Source organism: Hyphomonas chukchiensis, assembly GCF_000682695.1.
Taxonomy (GTDB): Bacteria; Pseudomonadota; Alphaproteobacteria; order Caulobacterales; family Hyphomonadaceae; genus Hyphomonas; species Hyphomonas chukchiensis.
Genome location: NZ_AWFG01000001.1, coordinates 254,926 through 270,074, shown reverse-complemented (window position 1 = coordinate 270,074; position 15,149 = coordinate 254,926). Strand labels below are relative to the sequence as shown.

Genomic DNA, 15,149 nt, shown 5'->3' with positions numbered 1-15,149 from the left:
AAACGCCTGCAGGGGACGGAGAGTCACGCATGACGCGCGCAACACTTGATCACGAGACCAGCAACTTCCAGCTCGAACGCGAGATAGAGCGGCCATGGTTCCGGCATCTCATCACCGTGCTGATCGTCATCAATGCGATCGTTCTCGGCGTGCTGACCTATCATGCCGAGTTGCCGTCCGGCGCCGTGCTCGCCATGGAGGTCTTTGACCATGCCGTGACGTGGATCTTCGTGGTGGAGATCGGCTTGAAACTGGTCGTCTACCGGATGCAATTCTTCAAGTCTGGCTGGAACTGGTTCGACTTCATCGTCGTCGGCGTCTCCATGGCGCCCGGTGGCGCCGCCTTCAGCGTGCTCCGGGCGATGCGGGTGCTGCGTATCCTGCGCCTGCTGCACATCGTACCTGTAATGAAGCGCATTACCGAGGCGCTGATGAAAGCGCTGCCCGGCATGGGGGCCATTTTCGCTGTCCTGGCGCTGGTCACCTATGTCGGTGCGGTCATGGCCACCAACATGTTCGGCGAGACCGATGATCCGGAAGTTGCACAACTCTTCGGTGACTTGCCGAAATCCGCCTATTCCCTTTTCCAGGTCATGACGATGGATGGCTGGCGCTTCGAAGTGGCCCAGAAGGTGATTGATGACGGCAATCCCTATGCGTGGATTTTCTTCCTCATTTTCATTTTTATCGCCAGCTTTGCCATCCTCAACCTGTTCATCGCCCTGGTCGTAGACGCCCTCGCATCGGAGCAGAAAGCCCTGCTGGAAGAAGGCATTCACGATATCGAGGAGGAGATCGAAGAGGAATTCGATGAGGCCGAAGACCAGCGCGGCGATATCGTTAAGCTTCTGACCGCCCTGCGCGCCGAGATTGCGGAACTGAAACAGGCCGTCGAATCGCGCGAACGTTAACCCTGCGTCAAGCTGCGCGCATTTGCTCCACGCATATGTCAGCCCTGCTCACTCACATTCTGCGAAATTCCTGCTATAAGAGGGCAGGATGAATCTATGGTCTCGACTGCTGGAGGGCGGACACCGCCCGTTTGAACCGGATTCGTCCGATCCCGAACCCGAAGGCAATGACTGCGCGCCCGATCCCAATGATGTCGGCTTCACGGCCGCCGTGGTGGGGCTCGGCGCCAAACTGGCCATGGCCGATGGCGCCGTGACGGATCAGGAAATCATGGTCTTCTCGCGCGTCTTCCGTGCAGCGCCCGAGGATGCCGACAATGTGCGGCGCGTGTTCAATATCGCCCGCCAGACCGTGCGTGGCTATGAAAGCTATGCGCGCCGCATTGGCCGGAAATACAAGAACCGGCCCTGCCTGCTGGAAGGCGTGCTGGATGGCCTGTTCCAGATCGCCGGCGCCGATGGCGTGGTTACCGATGCCGAGATGCAGTTCCTCGCCACCGTGGCCGAGGCGTTCGGCTTCAGCGATGCCACGTTCCGCCGCATCCGGGCGAGCCATCTCGGGCCTGACCGCGATGATCCCTACCACATCCTCGGCGTCCCCCATGATGCGGAGTTCAAGTCCATCCGCGCGGCCTATCGTCAGTTAATGGCCGATAACCACCCGGACCGTGTTGTCCATATCGGCGCCCCGCGTGAGTTCGAAGATGCCGCCCACGCGAAAGCCGCTTCGATCACGGCCGCCTATGCCCAGATCCGCACGGAACGGGGCCTCCTTGTGCGGCCCGACTAGGCATCTCACGAAATTGGCATCATGGTCGCAGTAAGCGCGATTGACGTGCCGCCATGATGCCGCCATCTTGGGTAGGTGATAAAAGGATCTGTCATGACACAAAATGCATCAGGCCTGTTTCCCTTCACCCTCGCTGGCGCCGCGCGCGGCGGGATCGCTCTATTCATCCAGGTGATGATCGGCATGGTCCTTCTGGCCGCTGCTGGCATGTTTGCCGTGATGACCGCCTTTGCCGGCCTCATCCTCGCTGGGGCCGCCTTGGTCATGCGCTTTGCCGGCGCCCGCAGCACGCCTGTGATGCGTCCCCGCTCGGGCACCGAGCCAGTGACGCTCGAAGCGCGCCGCACGCCCCGCGGCTGGACCGTCGAGTAGGCACTTTCCCAAACGTCTTGTCGCTGAACAGGGTTTTTGCCTGCCGGTACGGTTCAGGCATGGCATCTATATGGTTTTGATACGTGAAGTTTGACGGGTTTTCGGAGCCGAAAACGCCCGCTTGTGCATCCCTATCGGTCGAAGAGTTTCGAGACGCTTTCCTCATTGGCGATACGCCGGATGGCTTCGCCGAGGAGGGGGGCGATCGGGAGAACCCGGATCGATTTGGACTTTAGGGCCGATGGCGACGGCTGGATCGTATCGGTCATGACCAGTTCGTCGAGCACCGAGCCTTCGATCCGCTTGACCGCGTCGCCCGACAGCACGCCGTGCGTAACATAGGCAGAAACGGAAACGGCGCCGTGTTCCTTCAGCGCCGCTGCAGCATTTGCGAGGGTTCCGCCTGAGTCACACATGTCATCGAGCATGATGCAACGGGCGCCTTTGACTTCGCCGATAATGTTCATCACTTCGGACTTGCCGGCTTCGGGGCGGCGCTTGTCGACGATGGCAAGGTCGGCATCGATCCGCTTGGCGAGCGAGCGTGCGCGCACCACGCCGCCGACGTCGGGCGAGACGACAATGATCTTGTCCTTGTGGAAGCGTTCCTTGATGTCATCGACCATGACCGGTCCGCCGAACAGGTTGTCCGTCGGGATATCGAAGAAGCCCTGGATCTGGCCTGCGTGCAGGTCCACCGTCAGCACCCGGTCGGCGCCGGCTGAACAGATGAGATTGGCAACGAGCTTTGCCGAGATGGGCGTGCGACCGTCGGTTTTACGGTCCTGACGGGCATAGCCGAAATAGGGGATGACGGCCGTAATGCGGCGGGCCGAAGCGCGCTTCAGGGCGTCCATGCAGATCAGGAGCTGCATGAGGTTGTCATTGGCGGGGTAGGAAGTCGACTGGATCACGAAGACGTCTTCGCCGCGGACATTCTCGTCGATGCGGACGAAAATCTCCTGGTCGGCGAAGGATTTAACTTCAGAACGCGTCAGGCGCATGTCCAGATAGTCGGCGATGGCCTCGGCCAAAGGGCGGTTTGCATTGCACGACAGTAGTTTCATGGATCGATCAGCCTTGATTACCCGCCACCCGTGTCGCTTTTGTAACAAAGCCCCGCGAGTCGCAACCGGCAAACGCGGTTGATTTTGCGATAGACGCCAGAAACATGCGCGGGGTGAATTCGAAACCCTTGCAGGTTGCGCGTCAGCTTTTCAGCATGATGACGGAGCCGTTGCGGCCATAATCCGCCTCGCCGCGATGGTTTCTCCTCCGGTTGGAGAAATACATGTCTTCCAGCGCGCAGGTGTCATGGCCAATGTCCGTCACACCGCCAATGCCGACCGCGTCAAGCCGTTGGCGAACGAAGCCGGGCAAGTCGAACTGGAGCCGGTCACCGACGCCCGGACGGAACAGAACTTCGCTGCCGGGTGATCCGGTGATGAACGTATCGCGGAACTCCGGACCAACTTCATAGCTTGCCTGTCCGATCGTGGGGCCGATGGCGGCATGAATGCGCGCGCGCTCAGCGCCCATCCGCGTCATGGCTGTGACGGTTGCCTCAAGCACGCCGCCAAGGGCGCCTTTCCAGCCGGCATGCGCTGCGCCGATAATCCCGGCTTCGGCATCTGCAAAGAGGACCGGCGTACAATCCGCTGTCAGGATGCAGAGGCCGATCCCCGGCCTGTCGGTTACCATCGCATCGGCCTGCGGGCGCTCTGACCAGGGTTCTTCAACGGGCACGACGCTGGCCGAATGCACCTGATAGCAGGAGAGCAGTTCCTTCGCGCCGAGCGTTGCTGCCACCAGCATGCGGTTGCGGGCCACATTGTCCGGCTTGTCGCCGGAGCCTTCACCGACATTGAGGCTGTCATAAAGGCCCGTTGAGACGCCGCCCTGACGCCCGAAAAATCCATGCGTGACCCCGGGAAGTCCTGACAATGCATGGCTTGTGGTGAACGGAATGCCGGCGCTCATCGGGCTGGCTCGGCGTTAACGCGGCGGGCAGGTACGGGCAGGCTGCAGACATCAAGCACCATCGGGGGCACATGCACCACGGCCGGAATGCCGGAATAGTCCCGCTTGGACAGCTTGAGCGCCTCCCATTCAGGGCTCGGCGTTTTCATCACTTCATATACTGGCCGTGCGGCTTCAGGCAGGTCTGCTGCCAGCGAGGCCTTGAGGATTTCATTGCCTGCAAGGCGCTCGGCACGCGCCGCAAAGGCCATTTTTGCGGCGTCTTCGCCCTTGTCGAAGAATTCCGGAATGTCGGCCTCATCCACGGGATCGACCCGTTTCAGGCGGTTGATATTGTCGATGCCATCAATGACGCGCCCGAAAACGGTATAGTTCCGGTCAAGATAGCGGCGCGGCGCCAGCGGTATGAAGATTTCAATGGAGGCCGTATCCGGGCCTGTGTTACGGGCCATGCCAAGCGCGCCGGGACAGTTCAGCAGCCATTCCTGCTCGCCCTCGCGTCCGGCTGCAAAGCCGTCCCGATGGCCAGCTGTTTCGGCAAACAGGTCAGCATTGCCGAGCGTCGTGAAGCCCTCCGCCGGAACGGTGCGCTCTGCCTCCAGCGGCAGGAGCGGCCAGTCACCCAGCCGTTGTTCGAATTCGAGGCCCGCCTGTGCGACATGGCCTTCGATGACCCGATAGAAATATTCGCCGTCATAGGTTCCGGCGCGCACCGCCTGCCTGAACTCGGCAACGTGTGCAGGCGCGGCATCGGCCGCCAGTTCAATGGCGACCGTACCTGTCGTGGTTTCAAGGAGGACAAGGTTTTCGGCATCAACGCGGCGCCATTCAGATGTCGGCGCGCCCATATCCCCTGTTTGCGCCATGGCGCACCCCATCAGGGCCCACGCCGCTCCGACTGCACCAATCCACCGCATCCTCTGCATCCCCTTTCAATCAGACCTCTGGCGCAGTTGCCGCTTGGCTGCTAAGCGCCTGCGCCATGTACCAGATAACCGCTAAAGGCGCCCGCGCGCCAATCGAAACTGCATGGGACGCGCTCGCCTGGGCCGATCCCTCGCCTGCCGGCGCCGTGGATGCCAAGGAAGACGGCCGGCTGGCTTGGCGCCTTGATGCCTTCTGCGAAACGCTGGAAGAGGCCGAGGAATGCGTCGAGATCATTACCGAGGCCTCGCCCGAGCTGATCGCACGGATTGAAGAGCTGCAGGACCGTGACTGGGTAACGCTGTCGCTGGAAGGCCTGCCGCCCGTCGAAGCCGGTCCTTTCATTGTTGCAGGCAGCCATGCCCTTGCGCGCACATCGCCCGGCAAGATCGCCGTCCTGATCGAGGCCGGCCCCGCCTTTGGCACCGGCCATCATGGCACGACGCTCGGCTGCCTTCTGGCGCTGGACGAAGTGCGCCGCCGCCGTGCCATCGGCAAGGTGCTGGATCTCGGTACCGGTTCCGGCGTGCTCGCCATCGCTGCGATGAAGGCCGGCGCGCATTCGGCCATCGGTACGGATATCGATTTCGACAGCGTGCGCGTTGCTAACGAAAACGCCGAGAAGAACCATGTGTCCGGCTTCACGGCCCTGCACATTACCGGCGCCAACACGCCGCGTATCCGGCAGGGCGGGCCGTATGACACGGTGTTTGCCAACATCCTGATGAAACCGCTGATCGGCCTTGCGCCCACCATTGCGCCGCTCACTGCCCCCGGGGGCACGATCATCCTGTCCGGCCTGCTCCACCATCAGGCTGGCCCTGTGCGCAGTGCTTTTGCCGCGCGCGGCCTCAGCTTCCAGCACCGTATCAAGAAGGATGGCTGGTCCACGCTGGTCTTCCGTAAGCCGGGCTGACAAGCGGCCTGTCAGCGGCCAGCGCCTTTCCAAGGCGCCTGCGCAGCGGTAAGACAGCAGCCATGAGACAGACATTTGATATCAAGGGCGGGCCGCAAGACGGTCGCACCCACTTGCCGCTCCTTCGCAAGGAGCTTTCCGCAATGAATCTCGACGGCCTCTATGTGCCGCATGATGATGAATACCAGAACGAATACCTGCCGGACGCCAATGAGCGCCTTGCATGGGTCAGCGGCTTCACCGGCTCGTTCGGGAACGCATTCGTCTTCACGGATCGTGCCGTGCTGTTTGCCGATGGCCGCTACACATTGCAGGCCGCCGACCAGACCGATCCGAACCTGTTCGAGGTTCAGGGCATTCCGGAGCCCGGCGCCTTTGGCTGGCTCGCCCAGCAGGACATGTCCGGCAAGACGATCGGCTATGATCCGAAACTGATCAGCCCCAATGAAGTTGCCCAGCTCAAGGCGGCCGCCGCTTCCGCAGGCGCCAATCTGGTCGCCGTCGCCGAGAACCCGATCGACCGCGCCTGGCAAGGCCGCCCGGAGCAGCCAACCGCGCCCGTCGTGCCCCATGATGTCGCCTATGCTGGCGTTGAGCATGCCGAAAAGCGTGCCAGCCTCGGCAAGGCATTGAAGGCCGACAAGGCCGACGCAACAGTCATCACGTCCCCTGCATCTGTGGCATGGGCCTTCAATATTCGCGGCGGCGATGTCAGCTGCACGCCGCTGCCGCTTGGCCGCGCCATTGTGCGGGCAGACGGTTCGGCTGAGCTGTTCCTTGATGAAGTGAAGGTCAGCGATGCCCTCCGCACGCATCTCGGAAATGGCGTCACGCTGCGCCCGCTGTCTGAACTCGAAGCGGGCCTGCAGGACCTGAAGGGCAAGACCGTCAGCGTCGATCCGGATGTTGCCTCGGCCTGGTTCTTCGACACACTGGAAGCGGCGGGTGCCAAAGTGCTGAAGCAACGCGATCCTGTCGCCCTGCCAAAGGCCTGCAAGAACGCAGCAGAAATCGCCGGCACCACGGCTGCGCACAATCGCGACGGCGTGGCGCTGACCAAGTTCCTCCACTGGCTCGATACCGAAGCGCAGAGCGGCAAGGTCACCGAGATTGAAGCGGCCATGAAGCTTGAGGCTTTCCGTGAGGAATATTCCGGTCTCAACGATCTCTCCTTCCCGACCATTTCCGGCGCCGGGCCGCACGGCGCGCTGCCGCACTACCGGGTCTCGACCGCCTCGAACCTTGTTCTGGAGCGGGATTCCCTCTTCCTCGTGGATTCCGGCGGCCAGTATCTCGACGGCACCACCGACGTCACGCGCACCGTGCCCATCGGCAAGGCGAGCGACGACATGCGCAAGCATTACACGCTCGTCCTCAAGGGCCATATTGCGCTCGCCGCCGTGCGCTTCCCGAAAGGGACGACCGGCACGCACCTTGATGTGCTGGCGCGCCACGCGCTCTGGCAGGCCGGGCTCGATTACCAGCATGGCACCGGCCACGGCGTCGGCGTCTATCTCGGCGTCCACGAAGGACCGCACCGTATCGCGAAGCCATGGAATGCCGTGCCGCTTGCGCCCGGCATGATCGTGTCGAACGAGCCCGGCTATTACCGCGAAGGCCAATACGGCATCCGCATCGAGAACCTGCAATATGTCACGCCACCTGCCGCCATTCCGGGCGGGGAGATCGACATGATGGGCTTCGAATGCCTGACTTGGGCGCCGCTCGCGCGGGACCTGATCGTGGTCGACCTGCTGTCACAGGCCGAGCGGGACTGGGTCAACGCCTATCATGCGCGTGTTCAGGACATCCTGTCAGGCCAGCTTGAGGGCGACGTGAAGGCATGGCTTGAACAGGCGTGCGCAGTGATCTGATCGCGTTAACGAAAAAGCGTATTGTTCTTGCTTTGTTCCAATGGTATTGGAACAGGCATGATCCTGTCCATTTCGATCCGCGATTTCGTTCTGATTGACCGCTTGGACATTGAGCCGGGCGCTGGCTTCACCGCGCTTACGGGCGAAACAGGGGCCGGCAAGTCGATCATTCTTGATGCCCTGTCGCTCGCCATGGGCGCGCCTGCTGACCGGTCCTTTATCCGGAATGGCACACAGCAGGCGAGCGTTGCGGTCGAGTTCGGCCCGCCGTCGCGCCACCCTGTCTGGGCCCTGCTGCAGGAGCAGGGCATTGAGGCCTCGATGGACGAAGCCCTGACGCTGAAGCGCGTTATCCGCACAAGCGGCCCGGCGCGGGCCTTCGTGAACGATCAGGCCGTCAGCGCCGCGCTGCTTGCCGAGATTGGCGAAATGCTGGTCGAGATCCATGGCCAGCATGCAGCCTCAGCCCTGATGCGGCCCTCCATGCACCGCCGTCTGCTGGACCAGTTTGCGGGCAATGAGGCCCTCCTCGGTTCCTGCAGCGATGCATTTGACAGTCTGCAGGTGGCGCGCGAGACGCGGGCACGGCTGGAAGCCGAGCAGGCCGAGGCCATTTCTGCGCGTGAATGGCTTGAACAGGCGGTCGAGGAACTTGAGCGCCTCGCGCCTGTTTCGGGCGAGGCCGAAGAACTCACCACAAGGCGGATGCGCCTGATGCAGTCCGAGCGGGTCACCGAGGCGGTCAGCGAGGCTGAGACCGCCATGGATGGGGCAGACATGGAGACGGCGCTCTCACGGGCCGCGCGGGCCGTCGAACGCATCTGCCGCTTGCCGGGTTTCGAAGGCTCTGACGAGACGCTGCCTGTGGCGGCCCGTGCTGCGGCAGAGGCGATTGAGCGGGCGATCATTGAAACGCGTGAAGCCAGCGCGGCCGTGTTCGGTCTCGAGCGCCTGATCTCTCACGATACGGATGCGCTTGAAAGCGCCGAGGCTCGCCTCTTTGCGCTGCGTGCGCTTGCCCGCAAACACATGACGGAGCCTGAGGCCCTGCCGGACCTGCTCGCAAAATTTCGCGGTCAGCTCGACCTGGCTGAAGCGGGCGAAGATGCCCTGATTGCAGCGCGCAAGGCAGAGACGGCGACGCAGGCGCGCTATCATCAGGTGGCCGAGAAGCTGACCGTGGCCCGTAAGGCGGCTGCTGGCCAACTTGAAAAGGCCATCGCGAAAGAACTCGCGCCCCTGAAGCTCGGCCGGGCGACCATCGGCATCTGTGTCGAGGCGCTGCCCGAAGGGGAGGGCGGCGCCTATGGCGCAGACCGCGTGGAATTCGAAGCCGAGACCAATCCCGGTGCCGGCTTTGGCCCCCTGCGCAAGATTGCCTCGGGCGGCGAACTGGCCCGTTTCTCGCTGGCGCTGAAATGCGCACTCGCCGAGGCCGGCTCGGCCCAGACCCTGATCTTCGATGAAGTCGACCAGGGCGTCGGCGGATCTGTCGCTGCGGCCATCGGCGAGCGCCTCGTGCGTCTGGCGGGCGCGCGGCAGGTCTTTGCCGTGACGCACAGCCCGCAAGTCGCGGCATCGGCAGCGGCGCAATGGCTCGTGGAAAAAGACCATGAGAATGCTTCGGGCTCTGGTGGCACACGCGTTCGCGGGCTAGATGACAGCGCTAGGCAGGAAGAAATTGCCCGAATGCTCTCTGGCGCCGAGGTCACCGAAGAGGCCCGCGCTGCCGCAGGGAGGTTGCTGGAGGATGTATGAGCCAACCCGTCCCCGTCGAAGCGCTGACGCCTCAGGAAGCTGAAGAAGAACTGGCACGTCTGGCCGAGGCGATCCGCGAAGCCGACGAAGCCTATTACCGCAATGATGCGCCAAGCCTGACGGATGCGGAATACGATGCGCTGCGCCAGCGTAACCTCGCCATTGAAGCGCGTTTTCCTGACCTGAAGCGCGCGGACAGCCCGACAGACAAGGTCGGTGCCGGTGCCAGCGACGGGTTTTCAAAAGCCGCTCATGCGGCGCCCATGCTCTCGCTCGACAATGCATTTTCCGACGAGGACGTGGCTGAATTCGTGGGCCGTATCCGGCGCTTCCTGGGGTTATCGGAAGACGAACCGGTCGCCATTACGGCCGAGCCCAAGATCGATGGTCTTTCCCTCAGCCTGACCTATGAGAAAGGCAAGCTTGTCCGCGCTGCCACGCGCGGAGACGGGCAGGTCGGCGAGGATGTCACCGCCAATGCCCGCACGCTGGACGATGTGCCTGAAGCGCTGGCCGGGAAGGGCTGGCCCGGCAGCATCGAGATCCGCGGCGAAGTCTACATGAGCCACGCCGATTTTGCCGCGCTCAATGCCCGCGAGTCCGAAGCGGGCCGCAAGGTCTTCGCCAATCCGCGCAATGCGGCTGCCGGTAGCCTCCGCCAGCTCGATATCGAAATCACCAAATCCCGCCCGCTGAAATTCTTCGCCTATGCCTGGGCTGCAGCCAGCGAACCTTTCGCCGAAACCCAGACCAATGCCATCGCACTTTTTGCGAAATGGGGTTTCGACGTGAACACGCTGATGACGCGTGCGGAGAGCGTCGAAGGCCTGATCGCGGCCTACCGGGATTTCGAAAGCCAGCGCGCAAGCCTCGGCTATGATATTGATGGCGTCGTCTACAAGGTCGACCGGCTCGACTGGCAACAGCGGCTCGGCTTTGTCAGCCGCGCGCCGCGCTGGGCCATCGCGCACAAGTTCCCTGCCGAGAAGGCGACGACGCTGCTCGAAGGTATCGATATCCAGGTCGGGCGTACAGGTTCGCTGACCCCCGTCGCACGCCTGACGCCGGTGACAGTAGGCGGCGTTGTCGTGTCCAATGCCACGCTCCACAATGAGGACGAGATCGCTCGCCTTGGCGTCAAGGTCGGTGACACGGTCGAGATCCAGCGCGCCGGGGATGTCATCCCGCAAGTCCTGCGAGTGGTCCGGGAAGGGTCCGGGAAGCCCTTCAAAATGCCCCATGAATGCCCCGTCTGCGGGTCCGCAGCGGTCAGGGATGTGGACGAGAAGGGCGAGTCGGATGTCCGCCGCAGGTGCACAGGCGGCCTTGTTTGTCCGGCGCAGGCCGTCGAACGGCTGAAGCATTTCGTATCGCGCAAGTCGCTCGATATTGACGGACTCGGTGCGAAACAGGTGCAGCTCTTCTACGAGAAAGGCGTCGTGCGTGCCCCGCAGGATATTTTCCGCATCGAGCAACGCATCGCTGAACTTGGCCTGCCGCCGCTGTCGGAATGGGACGGGTTCGGTGCCCAATCCGCCAAAAAGCTCCTCACGGCAATCGATGCCCGCCGCAAGGTGCCCTTTGCGCGGTTCCTGAACGGACTTGGAATACGCCATGTGGGGCAGACAACGGCCAACCAGTTCGCGCGGCATTTCCTCTCGTGGACCACGTTCTGGAGCCTTGTCGAGGCGGCAGCGGCGCAGGGACCTGACGGCGAGGCAACGGCAGAACTGATGGGCATAGATGGCATTGGCGGCGTAGCGGTTGGCTCCCTCCGTGCCTTCGTCAACGAGCCGCACAATGCCGAGATGCTCGCTGCCCTCTTGTCCGAAGTCACGGTCGAGGATGAGACCGCCGCTGCCAGCGACAGCCCGGTGGCGGGCAAAACCGTCGTCTTCACCGGCACGCTGGAGCGGATGACGCGCGATGAAGCCAAGGCGCGGGCAAGCTCGCTCGGCGCAAAAGTCTCCGGATCGGTCTCGGCGAAGACGGATATTCTCGTCGCGGGGCCGGGCGCAGGCTCAAAGCTTGCCAAGGCGGAAGCCCTGGGCGTCAAAACGCTCACGGAAGACGAATGGCTGGCGCTGATCGAAGGCGCGTAAGCCCTACTTGCCGCCGGGAAGGATTTTCTGGATCAGGGTGCGCTTCGGCGCCACGGCCTCGGGATCGAGCCCTTCCTTGGTGAGCAGGCGGTAGCTCATCTTGTACCAGACGCTGGTAGGATAGTTGTAACCGAGCGTCGCACCCGCTGCGAGCGCCTGGTCGCGCAGGCCAAGCGTCAGGTAGGATTCGACAAGGCGGTGCAGGGCTTCGGGCGTATGGGACGTGGTGTCATAGGTCGTCACCACGGTCTTGAAGCGGTTTACGGCCGCCAGGGTCTGGTTTGAGCGCAGGTACCAGCGGCCAATCTCCATTTCCTTGCCAGCGAGCTGGTCGTTGACCATGTCGATCTTCAGGCTGGCATCGCGCGCGTAGGAACTGTCCGGATACCGGCGTGTGACGTCCTGCAGGGCGGCGAGCGCCAGCTCGGTTGTGCGCTGGTCGCGGCCGATATCGACAATCTGGTCGAAATAGGAACAGGCAATGAGGTAATAGGCATAATCGGCTTCAGAGCCGCCGGGGTGCAGGCTGAGATAGGATTGGGCTGAAGAGATGGCCTCGTCATAGTCGCGCGCCTGATAATTGGCATAGGCCGTCATGACCATGGATTTGCGCGCCCACTCGGAATAGGGGTGCTGGCGTTCGACTTCGTTGAACAGGAGAATTGCGCGGGGATAGTTGCGCTTGTCCAGCTGGACGGCGGCGGCGTTGTAAAGCTGCTCGACCGGACGCTCAACATAGGCGAGTTCCTGCTTGCGCTTGCTGCCAGACTGGCAGCCTGAAATAGCGACTACAGTGGCTAGGATCAGAAGGCTCGGGCGGAGTTTCAGAAGGGACATGCCTGTCGGGAACTTTCAGCTGTGAATGTCTTCAGCTTGATTAGCCTGAACTGGACTGGATTTCCAAGGATCATTGTCATGCGGCATGTTAAGTGGGCGTAATGAAGCCTCGGCGTGGAGCGCGCTGGCGGAGATCGCCTTAGACCGAAACGCGTGCGCGAACCGGCATTTGAGCCTCGATGTCAGCGTCCGTTTCCCAGCACCAGGCTGCCGGCGTGGCCAAAAGCTTGCGCACAAGGGCATTGTTGAGCGCGTGGCCCGGCTGGACAGCGTCATAACTGCCGGCAATCGGCGCGCCCGCCAGCATGAGGTCGCCGACGGCGTCCAGCATCTTGTGGCGCACGAATTCGTCTTCGGCGCGCAGCCCTTCAGGGTTCATCACGGCGCCGTCTTCAAGGACGACGGCATTATCGAGGGAGCCGCCGCGAGCGAGGCCATTGGCGCGCAGCATTTCCACGTCGCGGGCAAAGCCATAGGTGCGGGCAAAGGCAAGGTCGCGGGCGAACATGCCCGGCGCCAGGCGCAGGGCCATTTGCTGAATGCCAATGATGGAATCGTCGTATTCTATACGTGCGCGAAGCGTCAGCACGGAATCATCCGATGGCGACAGCGTGGCGCGTTTCGGTCCATCGACGATCTCGACAGGCTCAAGAATGCGGATGCGGCGACGCGGTGCAGATTGTTTCTTCAGACCGGCCTGCAGCAACAATTCGCAGAAAACGGCAGATGAACCGTCCATGATCGGCACTTCAGGGCCGTCAATGTCGATGATCAGGTTGTCGATCCCCATGCCCGCAAGCGCGGCCATGAGGTGTTCGACTACGGCAACCGAAACCCCTGCTTCATTTGTCAGTGTCGTGCCGAGGCGTGTGTCAGACACAGCATCAGCATGTGCGTGGATGGTGATGTCGCTGGCATCGAGGTCTGTCCGCCGGAATACGACGCCGGTGCCGACAGGCGCAGGTTTCAGGACAAGCCGGGCTTTTTCGCCGCTGTGAACGCCGATACCGGCACACACTGCCGGACGTTCAATTGTCTGCTGCATCTGCATGCCACTTAACCTTATCGATTCATCACTTCAGGCTGCAATCTGGAGGGGCTTGGCCGCAAGTACAAAACACGCCTTGTTTCGGCGTGTTACAAAAAGGGCCATGATCTACATCATGGCCCTGTATTTATTGTACTTATTTTGAAACAATCCAGCCTGTCAGGCCTGCATTTTATGGCGCGATCAGTGATTGGCCGAGCGGCGCAGGAAGGCGGGGATTTCGAGGTCTGCATCATCGAACGGAGCGGCTTCTGGGTGGTCGTCCGGCGAAGAGATGATCTGGGCTGGAACACGTGCGTCCGGAGCGTCGTCATTCTCGCCCTGCGGATTGCGGCGCCAGCCGAACAAGTGGGAGAAGCCGGACGCGCCTTGCTCAGGACGGGCCTTGTCCGGGGCAGGGGCTTCCTTGCGCGATCCGAAGACGGCGTCTGCGGTCACTTCATCCGCGCCCTCGGCGCCTTCATAATGGTCCGCCGGCAGGGGCTGGCCCTTGAAATCGGAACGCGGGTCGCTCTCTTCGGAACGCATCGGCGATGTGTGCCCGGTGATGACCAGGGGACGCTCGTCGCCCTCGGCGGCTTCGGACTTGGTTTCGACTTCCTCAGCGATTGGCGCAGCGATGGGCTGGCGAACCGTTTCGCGAACGGGTTGGGGGTCGGCCTTGATTTCCTCGCCGGCCTCGATGCCTGCCGCGACAACCGACACGCGGATCTTGCCTTCAAGCTCTGAATCAAAGGCCGAGCCAAGAATGATGTTGGCGTTCGGATCGATCTCGCGACGGATCTCATTGGCGGCTTCGTCCAGCTCGAACAGCGTCATGTCATAGCCGCCGGTGATGTTGATCAGGACACCCTTGGCGCCTTTGAGGCTGACTTCATCGAGGAGCGGGTTATCGATGGCCGAACGGGCGGCCTCGAGGGCGCGACCTTCGCCTTCAGCCTCGCCCATGCCCATCATGGCAGTACCCATGCCGCGCATGATCGAGCCGACATCGGCAAAGTCGAGGTTGATGAGGCCGGGCATGACCATGAGGTCGGTGATGCCGCGAACGCCGGAGTACAGCACGTCATCGGCCATGCGGAAGGCTTCAGCAAAAGTCGTGCGGTCATTGGCGATGCGGAAGAGGTTCTGGTTCGGCACGACGATCATCGTGTCGACATGCTTGCGAATGTCGATCAGGCCCTGGTCGGCGAGGGCCATGCGGCGTGCGCCTTCAAAACCGAAGGGCTTGGTGACAACGGCAACTGTGAGGATGCCCATTTCCTGCGCGGTACGTGCGATGACTGGTGCGGCGCCCGTTCCGGTGCCGCCGCCCATGCCGGCTGCGATGAAAACCATGTGTGCGTCGGTCAGGTATTCCTTGATCTCGGCAATCGACTCTTCGGCAGCTTTCGCGCCGATTTCAGGCCGCGCGCCTGCGCCAAGGCCGGAGGTGGTTTCAGGACCGAGCTGGATGCGCTGCTCTGTCTTGGAGCGGTTGAGCGCCTGAGCGTCCGTGTTGGCGACGATGAATTCGACGCCCTGCAGGTTGGCCTCGATCATGTTGTCGACAGCGTTACCGCCTGCGCCGCCAACACCGAAGACGAGAATCCTGGGCGTGAGTTCATGTGTCATTCGCGTACCTCAATCAACATTCC

The 15,149-nt window shown here is 62.3% G+C and carries 13 protein-coding genes; 7 read left to right on the top strand and 6 right to left on the bottom strand.

Annotated elements, in window-relative coordinates; genetic code table 11:
• Positions 1 to 29: 29 nt before the first annotated feature.
• From HY30_RS01270 to HY30_RS01260, 3 genes are all read left to right on the top strand, one after another.
• The gene (locus HY30_RS01270; protein ID WP_034736112.1) at positions 30 to 911 is read left to right on the top strand and encodes an ion transporter; all 882 of its coding nucleotides are present in this window, start codon (positions 30 to 32) and stop codon (positions 909 to 911) included.
• An 88-nt stretch (positions 912 to 999) separates the two neighbouring features.
• On the top strand, positions 1,000 to 1,701 hold the full coding sequence (locus HY30_RS01265; protein WP_034736109.1) for a molecular chaperone DjiA: 702 nt from the start codon (positions 1,000 to 1,002) through the stop codon (positions 1,699 to 1,701).
• A 93-nt stretch (positions 1,702 to 1,794) separates the two neighbouring features.
• Positions 1,795 to 2,073: a hypothetical protein gene (locus HY30_RS01260; RefSeq protein ID WP_034736107.1), complete on the top strand. Its 279-nt coding sequence runs from the start codon at positions 1,795 to 1,797 to the stop codon at positions 2,071 to 2,073.
• A 131-nt stretch (positions 2,074 to 2,204) separates the two neighbouring features.
• On the opposite strand, the gene HY30_RS01255 is transcribed toward HY30_RS01260, so the two are convergent.
• The 3 genes from HY30_RS01255 to HY30_RS01245 form a co-directional block, all read right to left on the bottom strand.
• A complete protein-coding gene (locus tag HY30_RS01255; RefSeq protein ID WP_034736104.1) occupies positions 2,205 to 3,140 on the bottom strand; it encodes a ribose-phosphate pyrophosphokinase in 936 nt (311 codons plus the stop codon).
• Between the two features lie 142 nt (positions 3,141 to 3,282).
• A complete protein-coding gene (gene pgeF, locus HY30_RS01250) occupies positions 3,283 to 4,053 on the bottom strand; it encodes a peptidoglycan editing factor PgeF (protein ID WP_034736102.1) in 771 nt (256 codons plus the stop codon).
• On the bottom strand, positions 4,050 to 4,970 hold the full coding sequence (locus HY30_RS01245) for a peptidylprolyl isomerase (protein WP_162176876.1): 921 nt from the start codon (positions 4,968 to 4,970) through the stop codon (positions 4,050 to 4,052). Before HY30_RS01245 ends, pgeF begins: the two co-directional genes overlap by 4 nt.
• Positions 4,971 to 5,035: 65 nt before the next feature.
• Here HY30_RS01245 and HY30_RS01240 point away from each other — a divergent pair, with 65 nt between their 5' ends.
• The 4 genes from HY30_RS01240 to ligA all read left to right on the top strand — a co-directional run bounded on the left by HY30_RS01240 (position 5,036) and on the right by ligA (position 11,627).
• On the top strand, positions 5,036 to 5,893 hold the full coding sequence (locus HY30_RS01240; RefSeq protein ID WP_034736099.1) for a 50S ribosomal protein L11 methyltransferase: 858 nt from the start codon (positions 5,036 to 5,038) through the stop codon (positions 5,891 to 5,893).
• A gap of 62 nt (positions 5,894 to 5,955) precedes the next feature.
• Positions 5,956 to 7,767: an aminopeptidase P family protein gene (locus HY30_RS01235; RefSeq protein ID WP_034736096.1), complete on the top strand. Its 1,812-nt coding sequence runs from the start codon at positions 5,956 to 5,958 to the stop codon at positions 7,765 to 7,767.
• Between the two features lie 57 nt (positions 7,768 to 7,824).
• Positions 7,825 to 9,525 carry a DNA repair protein RecN gene (recN, locus tag HY30_RS01230; protein WP_034736092.1) on the top strand — a complete coding sequence of 567 codons (1,701 nt, stop codon included), beginning with the start codon at positions 7,825 to 7,827 and terminating at the stop codon, positions 9,523 to 9,525.
• On the top strand, positions 9,522 to 11,627 hold the full coding sequence (gene ligA, locus HY30_RS01225) for an NAD-dependent DNA ligase LigA (protein ID WP_034736090.1): 2,106 nt from the start codon (positions 9,522 to 9,524) through the stop codon (positions 11,625 to 11,627). The genes recN and ligA overlap by 4 nt, the downstream gene beginning before the upstream one ends.
• A 3-nt stretch (positions 11,628 to 11,630) precedes the next feature.
• On the opposite strand, the gene HY30_RS01220 is transcribed toward ligA, so the two are convergent.
• The 3 genes from HY30_RS01220 to ftsZ form a co-directional block, all read right to left on the bottom strand.
• Positions 11,631 to 12,464, bottom strand: a complete 834-nt coding sequence (locus HY30_RS01220) for an outer membrane protein assembly factor BamD (protein WP_034736087.1) — start codon at positions 12,462 to 12,464, stop codon at positions 11,631 to 11,633.
• 139 nt (positions 12,465 to 12,603) lie between these two features.
• Positions 12,604 to 13,509, bottom strand: a complete 906-nt coding sequence (gene lpxC, locus HY30_RS01215; protein ID WP_034736768.1) for a UDP-3-O-acyl-N-acetylglucosamine deacetylase — start codon at positions 13,507 to 13,509, stop codon at positions 12,604 to 12,606.
• 186 nt (positions 13,510 to 13,695) lie between these two features.
• On the bottom strand, positions 13,696 to 15,126 hold the full coding sequence (gene ftsZ, locus HY30_RS01210; protein ID WP_034736084.1) for a cell division protein FtsZ: 1,431 nt from the start codon (positions 15,124 to 15,126) through the stop codon (positions 13,696 to 13,698).
• Between the last annotated feature and the right edge of the window lie 23 nt (positions 15,127 to 15,149).